General features: G+C 68.5%; 18 protein-coding genes and 1 tRNA gene. 14 read left to right on the forward strand and 5 right to left on the reverse strand.

The genetic code is table 11. The annotated features are described in order from the left end of the window. Positions 1–12 precede the first annotated feature (12 nt). Complete coding sequence (dprA, locus tag ACV229_RS05950) at positions 13–1,470, reverse strand: DNA-processing protein DprA (RefSeq protein ID WP_448082188.1); 1,458 nt, start codon at positions 1,468–1,470, stop codon at positions 13–15. Positions 1,471–1,656: 186 nt separating this feature from the next. Between dprA and def the strand changes: the two genes are divergently transcribed. The 14 genes from def (at position 1,657) to ACV229_RS06020 (ending at position 14,471) form a co-directional block, all read left to right on the forward strand. Then, positions 1,657–2,160 (forward strand): peptide deformylase, encoded by a 504-nt coding sequence (gene def, locus ACV229_RS05955; protein ID WP_448082189.1) that lies wholly within the window; start codon positions 1,657–1,659, stop codon positions 2,158–2,160. A 34-nt stretch (positions 2,161–2,194) separates the two neighbouring features. After that, entirely contained in the window at positions 2,195–3,187 is a 993-nt protein-coding gene (gene fmt / locus ACV229_RS05960) for a methionyl-tRNA formyltransferase (protein WP_448082190.1), read from the forward strand. 111 nt (positions 3,188–3,298) lie between these two features. Then, positions 3,299–3,940, forward strand: coding sequence for a LysE family translocator (locus ACV229_RS05965; protein ID WP_448082191.1), 642 nt, complete (start codon positions 3,299–3,301; stop codon positions 3,938–3,940). 106 nt (positions 3,941–4,046) lie between these two features. Beyond that, on the forward strand, positions 4,047–4,904 hold the full coding sequence (gene htpX / locus ACV229_RS05970; RefSeq protein WP_205799862.1) for a zinc metalloprotease HtpX: 858 nt from the start codon (positions 4,047–4,049) through the stop codon (positions 4,902–4,904). Between the two features lie 192 nt (positions 4,905–5,096). Beyond that, the gene (gene rsmB, locus ACV229_RS05975) at positions 5,097–6,500 is read left to right on the forward strand and encodes a 16S rRNA (cytosine(967)-C(5))-methyltransferase RsmB (protein ID WP_448082192.1); all 1,404 of its coding nucleotides are present in this window, start codon (positions 5,097–5,099) and stop codon (positions 6,498–6,500) included. After that, a complete protein-coding gene (locus tag ACV229_RS05980) occupies positions 6,497–7,087 on the forward strand; it encodes a DUF4390 domain-containing protein (protein WP_448082193.1) in 591 nt (196 codons plus the stop codon). Before rsmB ends, ACV229_RS05980 begins: the two co-directional genes overlap by 4 nt. Continuing rightward, the gene (esaS, locus tag ACV229_RS05985; RefSeq protein ID WP_448082194.1) at positions 7,077–9,500 is read left to right on the forward strand and encodes a sensor histidine kinase EsaS; all 2,424 of its coding nucleotides are present in this window, start codon (positions 7,077–7,079) and stop codon (positions 9,498–9,500) included. The genes ACV229_RS05980 and esaS overlap by 11 nt, the downstream gene beginning before the upstream one ends. After that, entirely contained in the window at positions 9,501–10,190 is a 690-nt protein-coding gene (gene esaR, locus ACV229_RS05990) for a response regulator transcription factor EsaR (protein ID WP_448082195.1), read from the forward strand. 61 nt (positions 10,191–10,251) lie between these two features. Further along, positions 10,252–10,327: transfer RNA gene (locus ACV229_RS05995), tRNA-Phe, on the forward strand. A 327-nt stretch (positions 10,328–10,654) separates the two neighbouring features. Next, positions 10,655–11,389 (forward strand): 7-cyano-7-deazaguanine synthase QueC, encoded by a 735-nt coding sequence (queC, locus tag ACV229_RS06000; protein ID WP_448082196.1) that lies wholly within the window; start codon positions 10,655–10,657, stop codon positions 11,387–11,389. A 69-nt stretch (positions 11,390–11,458) separates the two neighbouring features. Then, the gene (queE, locus tag ACV229_RS06005; protein ID WP_448082197.1) at positions 11,459–12,091 is read left to right on the forward strand and encodes a 7-carboxy-7-deazaguanine synthase; all 633 of its coding nucleotides are present in this window, start codon (positions 11,459–11,461) and stop codon (positions 12,089–12,091) included. Between the two features lie 18 nt (positions 12,092–12,109). Next, positions 12,110–12,562 (forward strand): 6-carboxytetrahydropterin synthase QueD, encoded by a 453-nt coding sequence (queD, locus tag ACV229_RS06010; RefSeq protein ID WP_448082198.1) that lies wholly within the window; start codon positions 12,110–12,112, stop codon positions 12,560–12,562. A gap of 332 nt (positions 12,563–12,894) precedes the next feature. Then, positions 12,895–13,680 carry an HpcH/HpaI aldolase family protein gene (locus ACV229_RS06015; RefSeq protein ID WP_448082199.1) on the forward strand — a complete coding sequence of 262 codons (786 nt, stop codon included), beginning with the start codon at positions 12,895–12,897 and terminating at the stop codon, positions 13,678–13,680. Then, positions 13,677–14,471, forward strand: a complete 795-nt coding sequence (locus ACV229_RS06020) for a tetratricopeptide repeat protein (RefSeq protein WP_448082200.1) — start codon at positions 13,677–13,679, stop codon at positions 14,469–14,471. The genes ACV229_RS06015 and ACV229_RS06020 overlap by 4 nt, the downstream gene beginning before the upstream one ends. A 64-nt stretch (positions 14,472–14,535) precedes the next feature. On the opposite strand, the gene rodA is transcribed toward ACV229_RS06020, so the two are convergent. The 4 genes from rodA to mreC all read right to left on the reverse strand — a co-directional run bounded on the left by rodA (position 14,536) and on the right by mreC (position 19,662). Beyond that, positions 14,536–15,684 (reverse strand): rod shape-determining protein RodA, encoded by a 1,149-nt coding sequence (gene rodA, locus ACV229_RS06025; protein ID WP_448082201.1) that lies wholly within the window; start codon positions 15,682–15,684, stop codon positions 14,536–14,538. An 11-nt stretch (positions 15,685–15,695) separates the two neighbouring features. Beyond that, positions 15,696–17,957, reverse strand: coding sequence for a penicillin-binding protein 2 (gene mrdA / locus ACV229_RS06030; RefSeq protein ID WP_448082202.1), 2,262 nt, complete (start codon positions 17,955–17,957; stop codon positions 15,696–15,698). A gap of 128 nt (positions 17,958–18,085) precedes the next feature. Next, entirely contained in the window at positions 18,086–18,598 is a 513-nt protein-coding gene (gene mreD, locus ACV229_RS06035; protein ID WP_448078998.1) for a rod shape-determining protein MreD, read from the reverse strand. Further along, a complete protein-coding gene (gene mreC / locus ACV229_RS06040; protein ID WP_448082203.1) occupies positions 18,595–19,662 on the reverse strand; it encodes a rod shape-determining protein MreC in 1,068 nt (355 codons plus the stop codon). Before mreC ends, mreD begins: the two co-directional genes overlap by 4 nt. Between the last annotated feature and the right edge of the window lie 44 nt (positions 19,663–19,706).

Below are 19,706 nucleotides of genomic sequence, written 5' to 3' on the forward strand. Positions count from 1 at the left end.
GCGCGGCCGCCCCTATGCGCCGGAATGTAGCACGCCGCGCGCGGGCGGGGTGGCCGCCGCGTCGAGCCGCGCGAACCGGCCGCCCGGCAGGCTCGCGACGCGGCCGGCCAGTTCGAGCGCGAGGAGGGCCCGGTGGAGCGCGTCGTCGGACAGCCCGCTGTGCTCGGCGAGCCATTCGTAGGTAACGGGGCCATACCCGAGTGTAGCGAGGACGGCTCGCTCGGCTGTGCTGCAGGTCGACGGCGCCGCGGGCGTCGTGGTTCCGTCGTGCACGCCTGCGTTTTCATCTGTCGTCGAGGTCATGTCGGATCCCGTGCAGGGATTCTCATGTGCACCTGTGCCACTCCCAGTCCCAGCGTCAGCGCCAACGCCGACACCGACACCGACGCCGACATTCCGGCAACTCGACCCACCATCCGACCCCGCACTTATGCCGCCGCAATCACCCGCATCGACGAATGAAGCAGCGACTGAACCGGGGTTTGCGCCAGCAGCCGCTTCCACGTGACCCGGTGCGCGACGCGACCATTCGCTCAGCCCGTATTCCTCCAGGACATCCTCGGGCGTCGCGGTGAGCTTCGCGCCGTCGCGGATCAGCGCATGACAACCCTGAGCGAGCGGCGCATGGATCGAACCCGGCACCGCAAACACGTCGCGCCCCATTTCGTTCGCGAGCCGCGCGGTAATCAGCGAACCGGAGCGCGGCGCCGCCTCGACGACGAGCGCGCCGCTCGCCAGCGCGGCGATCAGCCGGTTGCGCTGCGGGAAGTGCCACGCACGGGCCGGCGTGCCGAGCGGCCATTCCGACACGATGGCGCCGTGCGCGGCGATCTCGTGCGCGAGCGGGCGATGCCGCGCCGGATAGACGAGGTCAGCGCCGGTGCCGATCACCGCGATCGTGCCCGACCGGCCGTCCAGCCCGCCCCGGTGCGCGGCGCCGTCGATGCCGAGTGCGAGGCCGGAAATGATCGCGAGCCCGGCGTCGGACAGCGTGCGCGCGAAGCGCGTCGCATCGGCAAGCCCTTGCGGCGTCGCGTGGCGGCTGCCGACGATCGCGATGCTGCGCGCGTGCAGCAGGGCAACGCGGCCCTTTACATATAGCAGCGGCGGCGGATCGTGCAGGTCGAGGAGCCGCGGCGGGTAGGCCGGATCGCCGAGCGTGACGATGCCGTTGCCCGGCGCGTCCAGCCACGCGAGCGTCGCATCGGTGCGCGCGTCGAGATCGCCTCGCATGCCGGCACGCACGGCCTGCGCCGTCGCCGCGCTGCTCGCCGCGGCGATCGCATCGTCCGGTGCGTCGAGCAGCCCGGCCGGAGAACCGAACGTATCGAGCAATGCGCGCAGCGCGGCGGGTGTCAGGCCGGGCGTGTCCGCGATCCGGAGCCATGCACGCAGCTCGGCGCTGCTCAGCGCTTGCGGCGACATGAATGCTCCGTCGAACGCAGCGGCCAGCGGGCCGCGTGTCGCCATGTTAAAATTTTCATCATCCGAAATAATTCAAGAGGCCGCGCGCGCAGGCGTGCGGCTGGTTGCAGGAGGCGCGATCCGCGAGCGTTGATTCGCCGCGTTTCCGCCTCATCTTCATTGCATCCCGGCGGCTCCGCCAGCTGGCCGGATGGCCGGCGCAACGCGCCGCTCTACCGATTACCGAACACCATGGCTTTGCTCAACATCCTTCACTACCCCGACAAGCGGCTGCACAAGGTCGCCAAGCCGGTCGACAAGGTCGACGACCGGATCCGCAAGCTCGTCGCCGACATGGCCGAGACGATGTACGCCGCACCAGGCATCGGCCTCGCCGCCACGCAGGTCGACGTGCACGAGCGCGTGATCGTGATCGACATTTCCGAAGACAAGAACGAGCTGCGCGCCTTCATCAATCCCGAGCTCGTGTGGTCGAGCGACGTGAAGCAGGTCTACGAGGAAGGGTGCCTGTCGGTGCCGGGCATTTATGACGAAGTCGAGCGTCCGGACCACGTGCGCGTGCGCGCGCTCAATGAAAAGGGCGAGACGTTCGAGCTCGATTGCGAAGGCCTGCTCGCCGTGTGCATCCAGCACGAGATGGATCACCTGATGGGCCGCGTGTTCGTCGAATACCTGTCGCCGCTCAAGCAGACCCGCATCAAGACGAAGATGAAGAAACTCGAACGCGCGATGTGACGCGCGTTCGCCCTGCCTGATCCCGACCGTAGTCATGACACATACGTTGCGCGTCATTTTTGCCGGCACGCCGGAATTCGCCGCGGCCGCACTCGCCGCGATCCACGAGGCCGGATTTCCGGTGCCGCTCGTCCTCACGCAGCCGGACCGCCCCGCCGGGCGCGGGATGAAGCTGCAGGCGAGCGCCGTGAAGCGCTATGCCGTCGAGCATGGCATGCCCGTCGCCCAGCCGCCGTCGCTGCGCCGCGCCGGCAAGTATCCGGCCGAGGCGGCCGAAGCGATCGAGCTGCTGCGCGCGACCCCGCACGACGTGATGGTGGTCGCCGCATACGGCCTGCTGCTGCCGCAGGAGGTGCTCGACATCCCGCGTCACGGCTGCATCAATATCCATGCGTCGCTGCTGCCGCGCTGGCGCGGCGCTGCGCCGATCCATCGCGCGATCGAGGCGGGCGACGCCGAGACGGGCGTCACGCTGATGCAGATGGATGCCGGGCTCGACACCGGCGCGATGCTGGAAGATGCGCGCCTCGCGATCGCGCCCGACGACACGACCGCCACGCTGCACGACAGGCTTGCCGCTGAGGGCGCACGGCTCATCGTCGACGCGCTGGCGCAGCTCGAGCGCACCGGCAGCCTGCCGTCGACGCCCCAGCCGGCCGACGGCGTGACCTATGCGGAAAAGATCGGCAAGCACGAGGCCGCGCTCGACTGGCGCAAGCCCGCGGACGTGCTGGCGCGCCAGGTGCGCGCGTTCGACCCGTTCCCGGGCGGCGTCGCGACGCTCGACGGCGCGGCGCTGAAGCTGTGGGCGGCGGAGCCCGTGGCGGCGCGCGGCGCGATCGCCGACGCGGCGCCCGGCACGATCGTCGACGCGGGGCAGGATGGTGTGGTCGTTGCGTGCGGCGCGGGCGCGTTGCGCGTGACCCAGCTGCAGAAGCCGGGCGGCAAGCGGCTGCCGGCGCGCGAGTTCCTGGCCGGCTCGCCGCTCGCCGCAGGGCAGCGATTCACGCTTTCCGACGCATCCTGACCGTGATTTGACGTGGCCTGCCGCCGGCGCACAATCGGCCGAACGGCCGAGTCGCGCCGCACGGCGCTCGCGCGTAGAATTTCTGTGCGCTTCCCCGGTTCCGAGGTTCCCATGCTTGGCATCACCCATTTCGGCTTCTTTCTCCTCGCGGTTTTCCTGCTGAACGTCACGCCGGGGCCCGACACCGCGTACATCGTCGGCCGCAGCGTCGCGCAAGGGCGCGGCGCGGGGCTGATGTCCGCGCTCGGCATCTCCGCCGGCTGCTGCGTGCACGCGCTCGCCTGTGCGTTCGGCCTGACCGCGCTGCTGGCGGCGTCCGCCGCGGCGTTCACGGTGATCAAGCTGGTGGGCGCGGCCTACCTGATCTATCTGGGCGTGCGGATGATCTTCGCGAAGCAGGGTGCCGGGGCCGATGCTGCGCCGGCTGCGCCCGCGGTGGCCGCGAAGCCGTTGCGCCAGCTGTTCATGCAGGGCTTCTGGACCAACGTGCTGAATCCGAAGGTCGTGCTGTTCTTCGTGTCGTTCTTCCCGCAGTTCGTGTCCGCCGACAGCGCGCACAAGGCGCTGGCGTTCCTGACCCTCGGCGGGGTGTTCGTCGTGATGAGCACGCTGTGGAACAGCATGCTGGCGTGGGTCGCGGGCAGCGTGACGCGCCGTTTTTCCGGCAAGCCGGGCGTCAAGAAATGGCTCGACCGGACGGTCGGCAGTGCGTTCGTCGGCCTGGGTCTCCGGCTTGCAACGTCGCAGCGTTGAAATTGAATTTTTCCGACGCGCACTTATCTAACAGATCGCTTACAATTTTCTGCCGTGCCGGGTTGAGGCAGCCGGCGGGAGTCGCATTCGGATAAGGAGTCGACGTATGTTCAATTGGGTCAAAACGGCGATGCTGATGGCCGCGATCACGGCCCTGTTCATCGTGATCGGCGGGATGATCGGCGGATCGCGTGGCATGACGATCGCGCTGCTGTTCGCGCTCGGCATGAATTTCTTCTCTTACTGGTTCTCCGACAAGATGGTGCTGCGCATGTACAACGCGCAGGAAGTCGACGAGAACACGGCGCCGCAGTTCTACCGGATGGTGCGCGAGCTGGCGACGCGCGCGAACCTGCCGATGCCGCGCGTCTACCTGATCAACGAGGACGCGCCGAACGCGTTCGCGACGGGCCGCAACCCCGATCACGCGGCCGTCGCGGCGACGACAGGCATCCTGCGCGTGCTGTCGGAGCGCGAGATGCGCGGCGTGATGGCGCACGAGCTTGCCCACGTGAAGCACCGCGACATCCTGATCTCGACGATCACCGCGACGATGGCGGGTGCGATCTCGGCGCTCGCGAACTTCGCGATGTTCTTCGGCGGGCGCGACGAGAACGGCCGTCCGGCCAACCCGATCGCCGGCATCGCGGTCGCGCTGCTCGCGCCGATCGCGGGCGCGCTGATCCAGATGGCGATCTCGCGGGCACGCGAATTCGAGGCGGATCGCGGCGGCGCGCAGATTTCCGGCGATCCGCAGGCGCTCGCGTCGGCGCTCGACAAGATCCATCGCTACGCGGCGGGCATTCCGTTCCCGGCGGCCGAGGAGCATCCGGCCACCGCGCAGATGATGATCATGAACCCGCTGCACGGCGGCGGCCTGCAGAACCTGTTCTCGACGCACCCGGCCACCGAGGAGCGCATCGCGCGCCTGATGGAAATGGCGCGCACGGGCCGCTTCGACTAAGTCCCCCTGTCGTACCGTGCGTGGTCGTCACCGTCGCGCACGCTCGACCCACCCCGCATGCTTCGTGCTGCGGGGTGTTCTGTTTGTGCGTCTCGAAAAGAGGGGCGCATGACCGCGCGCTACAATGCCCGGTTTGGGATCGGGGCGCCCATGTGCCAGCCCCGACGCCCGCCGTTTGCCGACGTTTCTCCGATGACACGAACCCGCTCCTCCGCCAAACCTTCCTCCAGCCGCCCGGTCCGCCTGTCCGCGTTGCACGTCGCGCCCGATTCGCTCGCCTTTGCGCTCGATGCGGCCGCACAGGCGGTCGACGCAGTGCGCCGCGGCACCGCGCTGCCGGCGGCGCTGGCAGCGGTGTTCGCGGGCATGGCGTCCGGCGCGCAGGCGCTTGCACGCGGTGCGACGCAGGACGTCGCGTACCGGACGATGCGGCGCCTCGGCAGCGCCGACTGGTTGATCGGCCGGCTCGTCAGCAAGGCGCCGCCCGCGCAGGTTCATGCGGTGCTCGCGTGCGCGATCGCGCTGCTGCTCGACGATGCCGACACGGCTGCGTACCCGCCGTTCACCGTCGTCGACCAGGCCGTGACTACGATCGGCGCGCGCCGCGAGTTCGTGTTCGCGAAAGGGATGGTCAACGCGGTGCTGCGGCGGTTCCTGCGGGAACGCGACACACTCGTCGCGGCGATGCAGGACGATCCGGTCGCGCGCTGGAATTACCGTGCATGGTGGGCCGACGCGGTGAAGGCCGCCTGGCCCGACGACTGGCGGGCGATGCTCGCGGCCGGCGATCGTCCGGGTCCGCTCACGTTGCGCGTGAACGCGCGCCGCACGACGGTCGACGCGTATCTCGACACGTTGCGTGCGCACGGCATCGATGCGGCCGCAATCGGCAAGCATGCGGTGCGGCTCGCGTCCGCGCTGCCGGTCGACCGCATTCCGGGCTTCGCCGACGGCGTCGTGTCCGTGCAGGATGCCGGCGCGCAGCTCGCCGCCGAATGGCTCGGCGCGGCCGACGGCATGCGTGTGCTCGACGCGTGTGCGGCGCCCGGCGGCAAGACCGGGCACATTCTCGAGCTGGCCGACGCGGAGGTGGTCGCGCTCGAAAGCGACGCGGCCCGCGCGGCGCGCATCGGCGAGAATCTCGCGCGCCTGTCGCTCGTTGCGGACGTGCGCGTCGGCGATGCAGGCGCACCCGGCGACTGGCACGACGGCCGGCCGTTCGACCGCATCCTCGCCGACGTGCCGTGCTCCGCATCCGGCATCGTGCGCCGTCACCCCGACATCCGCTGGCTGCGCCGCGCGGCCGACATCCCGGCGCTCGTCGCCGAGCAGCGCCGCATCCTGTCGGCGTTGTGGCCGCTCGTGAAACCGGGCGGCGAATTGCTTTACGTCACGTGCTCGATCTTCCCGGAAGAAGGCGAGCAGCAGGCGCGCTGGTTTGAAGCCGCCTGTGAAGATGCGGTACGATTGGACGCGCCCGGCCAGCTGCTGCCGCGCGCCGTCCAGGGCGGGGCGCAGGGCGGTTCGGTCGCGAGCGCACTCGACCCGACCACCGATCACGACGGATTTTTCTACGCGCGGTTTCAGAAACGGTGACGATCAAACGCCTCATTCCACTCCGGCTCGCGACCGTGCTGATGGTCGCGCTGACGCTGTGCCTGGCTGTCGCGAGGCCGGCGCACGCGCAGTCGATCGCCGTACAGCGCGCATCGCTGCAAGCCGACGGCAGCGGCTGGAGTCTCGACGCCCGCTTCGACTTCGAGCTGAACGCGAACCTCGAGGACGCCGTCAACAAAGGCATTCCGCTTTACTTCACGACCGACTTCGAACTGAGCCGCGCGCGCTGGTACTGGTTCGACGAGCAGCCGGTGGCGGTGTCGCAGACGATCCGCCTGTCGTTCCAGCCGCTCACGCGCGAATACCGCGTGTCGACGGGCGGGCTGCAGCTCGGCTTCGCGACGCTGAAGGATGCGCTCGCGGTCGTCAGGCACATCACGTCGTGGCACGTGATCGACCGGAATCAGGTGCACCAGGGCGAGAGCTATACGGCCTCGGTGCGAATGCAGCTCGACACGGCGCTGATGCCGAAGCCGTTCCAGGTCGACGCGGTCAACAACCGCGACTGGTCGCTCGGCTCGGACTGGAAGCGCTTTACCTTCACGGTGGCCGAACGTGCTAAATAGAGTGCGCCGCGCGACCAGCGGGAAGAGCCTCCTCGTTCGCGTGATCGTGTCGACGGTCGCGATCACCGCGCTGTTGCTGCTCGTGCTGCTCGCGGCCGCGAGCGCGAACACGGAATTCTTCGATCGCTACTACTCGTGGCTGTACGCGGCGAACATCATCGTCGCGCTCGTGTTCCTGCTGGTCGTGGTCGGCCTGATCGGGATGATCGTGCTGCGCCTGAGGAAGGGCAAGTTCGGCACGCGGCTGCTCGCGAAGCTCGCGGTGTTCTTCGCGCTCGTCGGCGTGGTGCCGGGCGGGATCATCTACGTCGTCTCGTACCAGTTCGTGTCGCGCAGCATCGAATCGTGGTTCGACGTGAACGTCGAGACCGCGCTGACGGCCGGCCTCAATCTCGGCCGCGGGATGCTCGATGCATCGCTGTCCGACCTGCAGACGAAGGCGCGGCTGATGTCCGACCAGCTCGCGAGCGCCGATACGAACACGAACGGCACGACGCTCACACTGCTGCGCCTGCGCGACCAGTTCGGCGTGCAGGACGCGACGATCGTCGAGCCCGGCCGCAGCGGTTCGGGCGCCGCGCCCGATCTTCACATCGTCGCGCAGGCGTCCGGCAATTTCGCGGCGCTGATTCCCGACGACCTGCCGACCCCGCTGATGCTGAGCCAGGCGCGCGAGCACGGCGTGTACGCGGCGATCGAAGGCGAGGTCGACGGCGATCCGCATGCGCACGGCGCGAAGGGCGCGCTGCGCTTGCGCGTGATCCGCGTGATCCCCGATGCGACCACATCGATGCTGCAGCCGGCCGAGCGTTTCCTGCAGCTCACGCAGCCGGTGCCGCCGACGCTCGCGCACAACGCGGACGCGGTGCAGCGCGCGTATCGCGAATACCAGGAGAAGGCGCTCGGCCGCACGGGTCTGCGCAAGATGTACATCGGCACGCTGACGCTCGCGCTGTTCCTCGCGACCTTCATCGCGATGATGCTTGCGCTCGCGCTCGGCCAGCAGCTCGCGCGGCCGCTGTTCCTGCTCGCGCAGGGCACGAAGGAGGTCGCGGAAGGCGACTACACGCCGAAGCGCGAGATCAAGACGCGCGACGAGCTCGGCTTCCTCACGCAGTCGTTCAACGCGATGACGCGCCAGCTGTCCGAGGCGCGGCTCGCGGTCGAGAAGAACCGCATCGCGCTCGAGCATTCGAAGACGTATCTCGAAAGCATCCTCGCGAACCTGACCGCGGGCGTGTTCGTGCTCGACCGCCAGTTCCGGCTGACGACGGCGAACCGCGGCGCCGAGCGGATCTTCCGGCAGCCGTTCAATGCGCTGATCGGCGCGACGCTCGACCAGGTCGGCGTCGTCGCGGAATTCGGCGCGATGGTGCGCAAGGCGTTCGCCGATCGCGAGGCGGCGTCCGACAACGGCGGCGGCGATCACGGCCACTGGCAGCAGCAGTTCGCGATCGAGGTGCCGGGCGAGGCCGATCCGCTGACGCTGCTCGTGCGCGGCACGCGTCTCGTGTCGACGGCGGAAGGGCAGGCGGACGGGCAGGTGGACGATCCGCAGACGTCCGGTTACGTCGTCGTGTTCGACGACATCTCCGACGTGATCTCGGCCCAGCGTTCGGTCGCATGGGGCGAAGTCGCGCGCCGGCTCGCGCACGAGATCAAGAATCCGCTGACGCCGATCCAGCTGTCGGCCGAGCGGCTGCAGATGAAGCTCACCGACAAGCTCGCGCCGTCCGACGCGGACGTGCTGAAGCGCGGCGCGACGATGATCGTCAACCAGGTCGCGGCGATGAAGCGGATGGTCGACGATTTCCGCGAATATGCGCGCACGCCGCCCACTGTGCTCGCGAACCTGCAGCTCAATGAGCTTGTGAGCGAAGTGCTTGGGCTGTACGGTGTCGGCGAAGGCAAGAGCCCGATCGCGGTCGAGCTCGCGCCGCTGCCGGTGATCCGCGGCGATGCGACGCAACTGCGTCAGGTGATCCACAACCTGCTGCAGAATGCGCAGGATTCGGTTGCGGACGTCGCGCAACCGCGTGTGGTGATCGAAACCAAGACAGTAGAATATGGCGATCCCGACGCCGAGGGCAAAACGCGCGTCGCGGTTCGTCTTGTCGTGTCGGACAACGGGCCGGGCTTTCCGGCACGGATCCTGACCCGCGCGTTCGAGCCTTACGTGACGACGAAGGCGAAGGGCACAGGCCTCGGGTTGGCCACGGTCAAGAAGATCGTCGACGAGCACGGCGCGCGGATCGATCTGCGCAATCGCATGCACGGCGAGACCGTCGAGGGTGCGCAGGTGTCGATCCTGTTCCTGCAGCTGGCGAGCGATGCGCCGGGCGCCGAACCAGGCGCGCAGGGTGGGCCGGCCCCGGCAAAGACAAAAGCAAGTGTGCAGACAAAGGCAGCGTAAATGGCAACCATCCTGGTGGTAGATGATGAAATGGGCATCCGGGAATTGCTCTCGGAGATCCTCAGCGACGAAGGACATGTCGTCGAGGCGGCGGAGAACGCGCAGGCCGCGCGTGAATACCGCCTCGATCAGGCGCCCGATCTCGTGCTGCTCGATATCTGGATGCCCGATACCGACGGCGTGACGCTGCTCAAGGAATGGGCGGCACAGGGCCTGCTGACGATGCCCGTGATCATGATGTCCGGGCACGCGACGATCGACACGGCCGTCGAGGCGACGAAGATCGGCGCGCTCGATTTCCTCGAGAAGCCCATCGCGTTGCAGAAACTGCTGAAGGCGGTCGAGCACGGGCTCGCGCGCGGCGCGGCGCCGGTGACCGTCAACGCGTCGTCGAAGCCGGTCGCGGGCATGGCGTCGGTCGCGTCCTCGGCGGCGCTGCCGACGCTCGGCGACGACATCGCGTCGACGCTCGGCCTCGCGGGGCAGACGGCGGCCATTCCGTTCGACATTCCGTTACGCGAGGCGCGCGATGCATTCGAGCGCGCGTACTTCGAGTATCACCTCGCGCGCGAGAACGGCAGCATGACGCGCGTCGCGGAGAAGACGGGCCTCGAGCGCACGCACCTGTATCGCAAGCTCAAGCAGCTCGGCGTCGAGCTCGGCAAGAAGCCCTCGGAAGGCGCCGTGTAAAAAATTTCACGAAACCTCTTGTGCAGTACCAGATACACCGATATACTCTCATTTCTTCGTTGGCCCGGTAGCTCAGTTGGTAGAGCAGCGGATTGAAAATCCGCGTGTCGATGGTTCGATTCCGTCCCAGGCCACCAGCATTACCGAACCCCAAGGATCGCAAGATTCTTGGGGTTTTTCGTTTGTGGTGGCGCATGCCGCCGGGCGGCATCGGTGGCGGCGTGATAAAATCCGTGTCCGCTCAATGACTTAGCGCATTGCTTCGCGAGCATCGCGAAGCGGCCGGTCCGGTATGCAGCGCGATGCCGCGCGATGGGCGGTATAAGCGTCCCGCCGTCTTCGCGGCGAGCGGCGCTGCCTATACTGGTCGGGCCGGCGCATGCCGGCACGCGTCGGGCCGCCTGGCTGCAGCCGGCCGCCAGCGCGCAGCGCGACGCGAGCCTACACATTCACGGAGTATCACGGTGATTCGGACAGACGCTAAAGACGGCGCGCTCGTGTTGTTTTCCGGCGGGCAGGATTCGGCCACGTGCGTGGCATGGGCGCTCGAGCGTTACCAGACGGTCGAGACCCTCGGCTTCGACTACGGCCAGCGCCATCGCGTCGAGCTGGAGTGCCGCGAAGGCGTGCGCGAAGCGCTGAAGCGCCAGTTTCCCGCGTGGGCGGACCGGCTCGGCGACGATCACATGATCGACCTGTCGGTGCTGGGCGCGATCAGCGATACGGCGATGACGCGCGCGATCGAGATCGAGACGTCGGCGAACGGGCTGCCGAACACGTTCGTGCCGGGCCGCAACCTGCTGTTCATGACGATCGCCGCGGCGATCGCCTACCGCCGCGGGCTGCGCGTGCTGGTCGGCGGGATGTGCGAAACCGACTTCTCCGGTTATCCGGACTGCCGCGACGACACGATGAAGGCGCTGCAGGTCGCGCTGAACCTCGGGATGGACACGCGCATCGTGCTCGAGACGCCGCTGATGTGGCTCGACAAGGCGCAGACCTGGCAACTCGCGGAGCAGCTTGGCGGCCCGGCGCTCGTCGAGCTGATTCGCGTCGAGACGCATACGTGCTATGTCGGCGAGCGCGCCGAGTTGCACGACTGGGGTTTCGGCTGCGGCGAATGCCCGGCCTGCAAGCTGCGCAAGCGCGGCTACGAGGCTTACCTGAAGGGCGAACGGGTGACCGAAGCGCCGCTGTGACGCGTGCGCGCGGCGGCGCACAATGGATGAACTGATCGACAACGCACGGCGCGAGCCGGACCAGGAACGATGACTTACGCGGTCAAGGAAATTTTCTACACGTTGCAGGGCGAGGGCGCGAATGCGGGCCGTCCGGCCGTGTTCTGCCGGTTCGCCGGCTGCAATCTGTGGTCGGGCCGCGAAGAAGACCGCGAAGCAGCGGTGTGCCGCTTCTGCGATACGGACTTCGTCGGCACCGACGGCGAGAACGGCGGCAAGTTCAAGAACGCCGCGGCGCTCGCCGCGAAGGTCGCGAGCCTGTGGCCGGAAGGCGAGGCACACCGCTTCGTCGTCTGCACGGGCGGCGAGCCGATGCTGCAGCTCGACCAGCCGCTCGTCGACGCGCTGCATGCGGAAGGCTTCGAAATTGCGATCGAGACCAACGGTTCGCTGCCGGTGCTCGAAACGATCGACTGGATCTGCGTGAGCCCGAAGGCCGACGCGCCGCTCGTCGTCACGAAGGGCAACGAGCTGAAGGTCGTGATCCCGCAGGACAACCAGCGGCTCGCCGACTACGCGAAGCTCGACTTCGACTATTTCCTCGTCCAGCCGATGGACGGCCCGTCGCGCGACCTCAACACGAAGCTCGCGATCGACTGGTGCAAGCGCCATCCGCAATGGCGCCTGTCGATGCAGACGCACAAATATCTGAACATTCCCTGAGCCACGGCTTTTGACATCGTGCTGATTACCCGAAAACTCGAATTCGACGCGGGCCACCGCATCCCCGATCACCGCAGCCAGTGCAGGAACCTGCACGGCCATCGCTACGTGCTCGAAATCACGCTGCGCGGCGATCTCGTCGATGTCGAGGGCGCGCCCGACCGCGGCATGGTGATGGATTTCGCCGACGTGAAAGCGCTTGCCATGGAGCATCTGGTCGGCAAATGGGATCACGCGTTCCTCGTCTATGCACGCGACGAGGTCGTACGCTCGTTCCTCGAGCAGATGGCCGACCACAAGACCGTCGTGATCGACCGGATCCCGACCGTCGAGAACCTCGCTGCGATCGCGTTCGACATCCTCGCGAACGTCTACGACGCGCACTACGGCGTGAACCTGCGCCTCGAGCGCGTGCGCCTGTACGAAACCCCGAACTGCTGGGCCGACGTCGAGCGCGAGCCCGGCCGCTGATCCGCTGAGCTTCCCTTCGCGGCAGTCCCGCACGCCGGTGCGGGCTGCCCGCCACGGCGCGCCACCGCCGTCATCCGTTCCGGCCCGCCGGCCTGTCCGTTCCCACATTCCGTACGGCGCCGCGCTATGATCGTTGCGTGGCGTCGCGAAATGCGTCCACGCGCCGCGGTCGAGCGGTTTGCGCTGTCAGATCGGCCGCCATCGACCGACTGACGTTCGACGGCCGGGTCCGGCGCCGCCGCCGAACGATTCGACTGCCCGGCGCCGTCCGGCGTCGCGCCCCGCCTGTTGCTTGTCCCTTTCGATTGCCGTTCCGCCAGGAGGCCGTTTCGATGAGCACGCTCACCAATTCCCTCAAACAACGTCTGCACGACGGCGACGACCCGCTGTACGGCCTGTGGCTGACGCTTGCGAGCGACGCCGCCGCCGAGGCGCTCGCGCATGCCGGCTACGACTGGCTCTGCATCGACATGGAGCACGCGCCGAACGACAGCCACGACGTCGCGTCGCAGCTGCGGGCGCTGGCCGCCGCGCACCTGCCGAGCGAGCCGGTCGTGCGCGTGCCGGCGCGCGAGCCGTGGCTCGTGAAGCGCGCGCTCGACGCGGGCGCGCGCACGCTGATGTTCCCGAGCATCGAAAGCGTCGACGACGCCGCGCACGCGGTGCGGCTCACCCGCTACCCGTCGCCGGAATCGCCGGACGGGCAGCGCGGCGTCGCGGGGATGGTGCGTGCGGCGGCATTCGGGATGCGGCGCGATTATCTGCAGACCGCGAATGCGCAGGTCGCGGTGATCGCGCAGATCGAATCGGCGCGCGGCGTCGACGACGTGGAGCGGATTGCGGTGACGCCCGGCATCGACTGCCTGTTCATCGGCCCGGCCGACCTGGCGGCGAGCCTCGGGCACCTCGGCGATATCCGGCATCCGGACGTCGAATCGGCGATGGCGCGTGTGCTCGCGGCGGGCCGGCAGGCGGGTGTCGCGGTCGGCATCTTTGCGGCGGACACGGCGGCCGCGCGCCAATACCGCGAGGCCGGCTACCGGATGATCTCGCTGTCCGCCGACGTGAGCTGGCTGCTGCGCGCGACGCGGCAGGCGCTGCAGGAGGTGCGGTCATGAACGGCATCGACGGTGCGTGCGACGGTGCGTGCGACTGGGCGCGCGCCCATGCAGGCGCGCTGCGTGCAGGCGCCGCGGCACTCGGCCTGTGGGCCGCCTGCGGCCTGGCAGCCGCGCAGAGTTCGCAGAGCGCGCAGAATGCGCCGGGCGCTCGCACGCAGCCGGACGCGGCGCGCGAGACGCAGTCCGCGATCGCCGACTACAACGCGGGCAACTTTCGGGCCGCGCTCGTGCAGTTCCGCGACGCGGCCGAGCGCGGCGACCGTCTCGCGGAATTCAACTACTCGATGATGCTGCTGACGGGCGAGGGCGTGACGGCGAATGTCGACGAGGGCGTGCGCTGGCTGCGGCGCGCGGCAGACGCGAACATGTCGCATGCGCAGTATGTGTACGGCCGGATGCTCGACGACGGCGAGTTCGTCGCGCGCAATCCCGCTGAAGCGCATCGCTGGTTCCTGAAGGCGGCGCGGCAGGGCCACGTGCAGGCCGAGCTGTCGCTCGCGAACCAGTTCCTCGACGGGCGCGGGACGCCGCGCGACAACCGCCAGGCGTTCGTCTGGTACAAGCAGGCCGCCGACGCCGGCGAGCCGACCGCGCAGTACGTGACCGCATCGTTCTACGAGCGCGGCGGCGACGGCGTCGAGCAGAACCTGAACATCGCGCGCGCGTATTACGCGGCGGCGGCCGCGCAGGGCGACGAGACGGCCGGCCTGAAATTCAAGGAGCTGAGCGAGCGCCTGAAGGCGCAGGGCCCGGCGACCGACTCGAGCCCGCACGGGACGCCGCAATGACGACGCAATAACACCGCAATGCGGCGGCACGTACGACGCGCCGCCGCCCGAGACCGATCCCCGGTCAGCTTTTCATCAAGCGTCTCTGCCGGCCGACGCTCATGATCATGCCGATCGCGATGCCGAGCGTCGTGAGCGCAGTGCCGCCGTAGCTCATGAACGGCAGCGGCACGCCGACGACGGGCAGCACGCCGCTCACCATCCCGATATTGACGAACGCATAGACGAAGAACGCGAGCGTGAGCGATCCGGCGAGCAGCCGGCCGAACAGTGTCGCGCCCTGCGCGGCGATGTACAGCCCGCGCGCGATCAGCGCCATGTACAGCGTGAGCAGCACGAGACCGCCGGCCAGGCCCCACTCCTCGGAGAACACCGCGAAGATGAAGTCGGTGTGCTTTTCCGGAATGAACTCGAGGTGCGCCTGCGTGCCCTTCAGGTAGCCCTTGCCGAGCACGCCGCCGGAGCCGATCGCGATCACCGCCTGGATCGTGTGGAAGCCCTTGCCGAGCGGGTCGGAGGTCGGGTCGAGCAGCGTGCAGACGCGATGCTTCTGGTAATCGTGCATCAGCGGCCACTGCACTTCCGGCTGGCAGATCCGCTCCTCGAATACCGCGATCGAGCCGACCGCGATCACGCCGGCGACGAGCACCGGCACGATCAGCTTGAACGACAGGCCCGCGAGGTAGATCACGAAGAAGCCGGCGGCGAACACGAGCAGGCCGGTGCCGAGGTCGGGCTGTTTCGCGATCAGCCCGACCGGCAGCAGCAGGATGCCGAACGCGGCGACGAAGTCGTACCAGCGCACGCCGCCTTCGCGGCGCTGGTAGTACCACGCGAGCATCAGCGGCGTGGCGATCTTCAGGATCTCAGACGGCTGGATCACGACGCCGACGTTCAGCCAGCGCTTCGCGCCCTTCTTGGTCATCCCGAACAGCGCGACCGCGACCAGTAGCGCGACGCCGAACGTATAGAGCGGTACCGCGAAGCGCATCAGCGTCGTCGGCGGGATGTTGGCGATCACCCACATCAGCACGAACGTCAGCAGGATGTTGCGCAACTGGTCCTCGACCCGGCCCGGCATGTCGATGCTCGCGCTGTACAGCGTGACGATGCCGACGCACAGCAGCAGGAACACGATGAGGGCGAGCGGGCGGTCGAAGCCCGCGAACATCTGCTTGATCTTGTCGAGCCAGGCGCGCTTGTCGAATTGCATGCCTTTCTCCGTTAATGAGCGGTGCCGGCGTCCGCCGTCTTCGCGGCGGACGTTGCACGGTTGTCGTCCCGCGGCGCGGCGGCCAGCGGCTGCGCGTCGCTTGCAGGCCGGCGCGGCCGGTGCGGCATGCGCCGGATCGGCGGCAGGCTCGCGGCCACCGGCGCCGCGGCGCTGGCCGCGGATGCGCCCGAGGGTTCCGGCGCCGATGCGGCCGACGCCGCGTCCGCCGCGCTGGCCGCGGTCGGCACGACCGGCTGCGGCAGCGCCTTGAAGCCGGCCGCGACGGTCACGGCCTTCGACGCATCGCCGATCACCGGCGCGTTGATCGGCTCGGTCGCCGACGCGGCGGCGGCGACGGCGGCCACCTCGTTTTCCGGTTTCTGGCGATCGACGAGGTAGAAGTCGAGCACGCGGCGCGCGATCGGCGCGGCCGCCTGCGCCCCCCAGCCGCCGTTCTCGACGATCAGCGCGAGCGCGATCTGCGGATGGTCGACGGGCGCGTACGCGATGAAGAGCGCGTGGTCGCGCAGGTGCTCGGCGAGCAGGTGGCCCTTGTAGTTGCCGCCCTGCAGCGAGAACACCTGCGCGGTGCCGGTCTTGCCGGCGGCGAGGTATGGCGTGCCGCGGAACAGCTTGTACGCGGTGCCGGACGGGTTCTCGATCACGTTCTCCATCCCGCGCTTCACGACGTCGATATCCGACTGCTTGAGCGGGATCACGTCGCTTTCCTTCGGCACCGTCAGGTGGCGCCCGCGCGTGATCGGATCCTCGACTTCCTTCACGAGGTGCGGCTTCATCACGACGCCGTTGTTCGCGAGCGTCGCGGTCGCGTGTGCGAGCTGCAGGATCGTGAACGAGTTGTAGCCCTGGCCGATCCCGAGGCTGATCGTCTCGCCGTCGAACCACTTCTGCTGCGCGGCCTTCTTGAAGGTCTTGCGCTTCCAGTCCGGCGACGGCAGGATGCCGCGCGCCTCGCCCTGGATGTCGATGCCGGTGATCTGGCCGAAGCCGAACGGCTTCATGAAGCTCGCGATCGCGTTCACGCCGAGGTCGCGCGCGAGCATGTAGAAGTAGGTGTCGTTCGACACCATGATCGCCTTGTTCATGTCGACGAAACCCTGGCCCGAGCGCACGTCGTTGCGGAACGTATGGCCGCCGAACGTGAAGTAGCCGGGATCCTGGATGCCCCAGCTCGGCGTGCGCTTGCCGAGCGTCAGGCCCGCGAGCGCCATGAACGGCTTGTAGGTCGAGCCCGGCGGGTAGGTGCCGTGCAGCGGGCGGTTCAGCAGCGGCTTGTCGGGCGAGTTGTTCAGCTCGTCCCAGGTCTGCTGGTCGATGCCGTCGACGAATGAGTTCGGGTCGAAGCTCGGCGACGACACGAACGCAAGCACGTCGCCCGTCTTCGGCTCGATCGCGACGAGCGCGCCGCGCTTGCCGGCGAACGCCTGCTCGGCGACCTGCTGCAGCCCGATGTCGAGCGACAGCACGAGGTTGTTGCCGGGCGTCGCCTGCGTGCGCGACAGCGTGCGCACCGGCCGGCCGCCGGCCGTCACCTCGACTTCCTCGAAGCCGGTCAGGCCGTGCAGCTCGGTCTCGTAGCTCTGCTCGACGCCGATCTTGCCGATGTAGTCGGTGCCCTTGTAGTTGTTCGCGTCGCGGCGGGGATCGTAGTTTTCCTGATCGCTGTCGTTGTCGTCGCTCATCGCGTCGATCTTGTCCTGGTCGCGCTTCGAGATCCGGCCGATGTAGCCGATCACGTGCGCGGCCGTCGTGCCGAGCGGGTACTGGCGGAACAGCCGCGCGCGCACGTCGACGCCGGGGAACTGGAAGCGCTGCGCGGTGAAGCGCGCGACTTCGTCGTCGGTGAGGCGGGTGCGGATCGGCAGGCTCTCGAAGTTCTTCGAGTCTTCCTGCAGCTTCTTGAAGCGGCGGCGGTCGCGCGCGTCGATCTGGACGATCGTCGACAGCTTGTCGATCGTGTTCTCGAGCGTGTCGGTGAGCTTCGACGGCGTGATCTCGAGCGTGTACGCCGAGTAGTTCTTCGCGAGCACGACGCCGTTGCGGTCGGTGATGATGCCGCGGTTCGGCACGATCGGCGCGACCGAGATGCGGTTTTCCTCGGCCTGCAGCGCGTACTTGCCGTGCTGGAACAGCTGCAGGTAGAAGAAACGGCTCGCGATCAGCCCGAAGCAGACGAACACGAACAGGCCCGCCGCCGCGACGCGGAAGCGAAACCTCGAGAGCTGCTGTTGGGTGTCGTTGAATTCGGTCATGCGATTACGGTCGATCGGACCCGCGCGCGGCGAACGCACACGGGCGTGGCGCCTGCCCGTGACGCAGCGCGCGGCGGGTGAACGGGCGGCGGGTGTTCAAGGCTCGATCCAGGCGGCGCGGGCGCGGCTCAGATGGGGCGCGTGTCGTCCGGATCGACCGGACGGCGCTGCGGCATCAGCAGCAGGTGGCTCGCGACGGGCCACAGCGCGGCCTCGACGAAACCGTCGACCAGGTAGCGCCAGCCGGGAAACGCGGCGCCCATCACGAGGCGGATCACGAACGGCACGAGCTGCGCGACGACGAGCAGCGGCGTCACGTACAGCACCTGCACGCCGATCGGCATCCACAGCACGCGGCGGTGGATCGTGATCGCACCGTACGACAGCAGCGTATACGCGAGCGCATGCTCGCCGAGCAGGCCTGCGTCGTGCACGTCCATCAGGATGCCGAGCGCGAACGCGACGCCCATCCCGACCTTGCGCGGCTGGTGGATGTTCCAGAACAGCAGCACGAGCGCGACGAAGTCGGGGATGCCGGGCAGGCGGCCCCACGGCATCAGGTTCAGCAGGAACGCGGCGGCGAGGCTGAAGACGATGAAGTACGGGTTGACCGGCTGCAGGATGTATTGCGGGCGGTTCATCGCTGGGCTCCTGATTGCCCAGCCGCGGGCTTCGCAGGTGCGGCGGCGGGTTTGGCCGGCGCGCCCTTGGCGGCCGGCGCGGGCTTCGCGCCCGGCGGCGCGGCGGCGGCCGGCTGCGCGCCTGCGTCGGCGGCCTTGTCGGCCGGCTTTGCGGCCGCCTTGGCGGCCTTCTTGCCGCCCTTCGCGTTCTTGTCGGTGGCCGGTTCCGGCTCGGCCGGGCGCGGCGGGATGTCGTTCTGGTAATGCAGCACCAGCATCTGCCGCGCGCCGCGCACGGCTGCGACCGGTGCGCAGGTCACGCGTGCGAATGCGGTGTCGGCGAGCTTGTCGACGCGCACGACCTTCGCGACCGGCAGGCCCGGCGGATAGACGCCGTCGAGGCCGCTCGTCACGAGCTCGTCGCCGACGATGACGTCGGAACTCGTCGGCACGAAGCGCAGGTCGAGCGAATCGCCCTTCGGCGTGCCGTAGATCACGCTGCGCAGGCCGGTGCGCAGCACCTGGACCGGAATCGCGAGATCGCGGTCGGTGATCAGCGTGACTTCGGCCTGCAGCGGGAACACGCGCGTGACCTGGCCGACCACGCCGTCTTCGCTGACGACGGGCGCGCCGTTCTGGATGCCTTGCTGCGAGCCTTGCCCGATCACGATCTTCTGCGTGAACGGGTCGGCGGTGTCGTACTGGATCTCGACGGGCGTCGACTGCGTCGCGATGTGCTGGCGCAGCTCGAGCACCGCGCGCAGATGCATGTTCTCCTGCGCGAGCACGGCGGCCTGGTTGGCCTGCGTCGACAGCTGCAGGTTGCGCGCGCGCAATTGCTGGTTGTCGTGGCGCAGCGTCGCGCCGGTCGTGGCGATGTCGGCCGCGCCCATGAACAGGTCGCGCGGCACGAGCGCTGCGCGCTGCAGCGGATACAGCACGGTGCCGAGCACCCCGCGGACGATCTCGAGCGTGTTGAAGCGCGCGTCCGACACGAGCAGTGCGATCGCGACGGCGACGAAGAAGATGAGCCGCGCGAGCGCGGGAGGGCCTTGCTTGAAGAGGGGCGGCGGACTGTATTCCATGGTCGGCGCCGGGCGCATGTGATCGGTTAAATGATGCTCAGACG

The sequence above is a fragment of the Burkholderia sp. MR1-5-21 genome, from assembly GCF_053427715.1.

What these genes read in the sequence shown, in the direction of transcription:
- rsmB (WP_448082192.1), top strand. Translation starts at nt 5,097, where the DNA reads ATGACACGAACCCGCTCCTCCGCCAAACCTTCCTCCAGCCGCCCGGTC.
- ACV229_RS05965 (WP_448082191.1), top strand. Translation starts at nt 3,299, where the DNA reads ATGCTTGGCATCACCCATTTCGGCTTCTTTCTCCTCGCGGTTTTCCTG.
- queE (WP_448082197.1), top strand. Translation starts at nt 11,459, where the DNA reads ATGACTTACGCGGTCAAGGAAATTTTCTACACGTTGCAGGGCGAGGGC.
- ACV229_RS06015 (WP_448082199.1), top strand. Translation starts at nt 12,895, where the DNA reads ATGAGCACGCTCACCAATTCCCTCAAACAACGTCTGCACGACGGCGAC.
- dprA (WP_448082188.1), bottom strand. Translation starts at nt 1,470, where the DNA reads ATGGCGACACGCGGCCCGCTGGCCGCTGCGTTCGACGGAGCATTCATG.
- rodA (WP_448082201.1), bottom strand. Translation starts at nt 15,684, where the DNA reads ATGCAATTCGACAAGCGCGCCTGGCTCGACAAGATCAAGCAGATGTTC.
- mreC (WP_448082203.1), bottom strand. Translation starts at nt 19,662, where the DNA reads ATGGAATACAGTCCGCCGCCCCTCTTCAAGCAAGGCCCTCCCGCGCTC.
- mrdA (WP_448082202.1), bottom strand. Translation starts at nt 17,957, where the DNA reads ATGACCGAATTCAACGACACCCAACAGCAGCTCTCGAGGTTTCGCTTC.
- htpX (WP_205799862.1), top strand. Translation starts at nt 4,047, where the DNA reads ATGTTCAATTGGGTCAAAACGGCGATGCTGATGGCCGCGATCACGGCC.
- fmt (WP_448082190.1), top strand. Translation starts at nt 2,195, where the DNA reads ATGACACATACGTTGCGCGTCATTTTTGCCGGCACGCCGGAATTCGCC.
- mreD (WP_448078998.1), bottom strand. Translation starts at nt 18,598, where the DNA reads ATGAACCGCCCGCAATACATCCTGCAGCCGGTCAACCCGTACTTCATC.
- def (WP_448082189.1), top strand. Translation starts at nt 1,657, where the DNA reads ATGGCTTTGCTCAACATCCTTCACTACCCCGACAAGCGGCTGCACAAG.
- esaR (WP_448082195.1), top strand. Translation starts at nt 9,501, where the DNA reads ATGGCAACCATCCTGGTGGTAGATGATGAAATGGGCATCCGGGAATTG.
- ACV229_RS06020 (WP_448082200.1), top strand. Translation starts at nt 13,677, where the DNA reads ATGAACGGCATCGACGGTGCGTGCGACGGTGCGTGCGACTGGGCGCGC.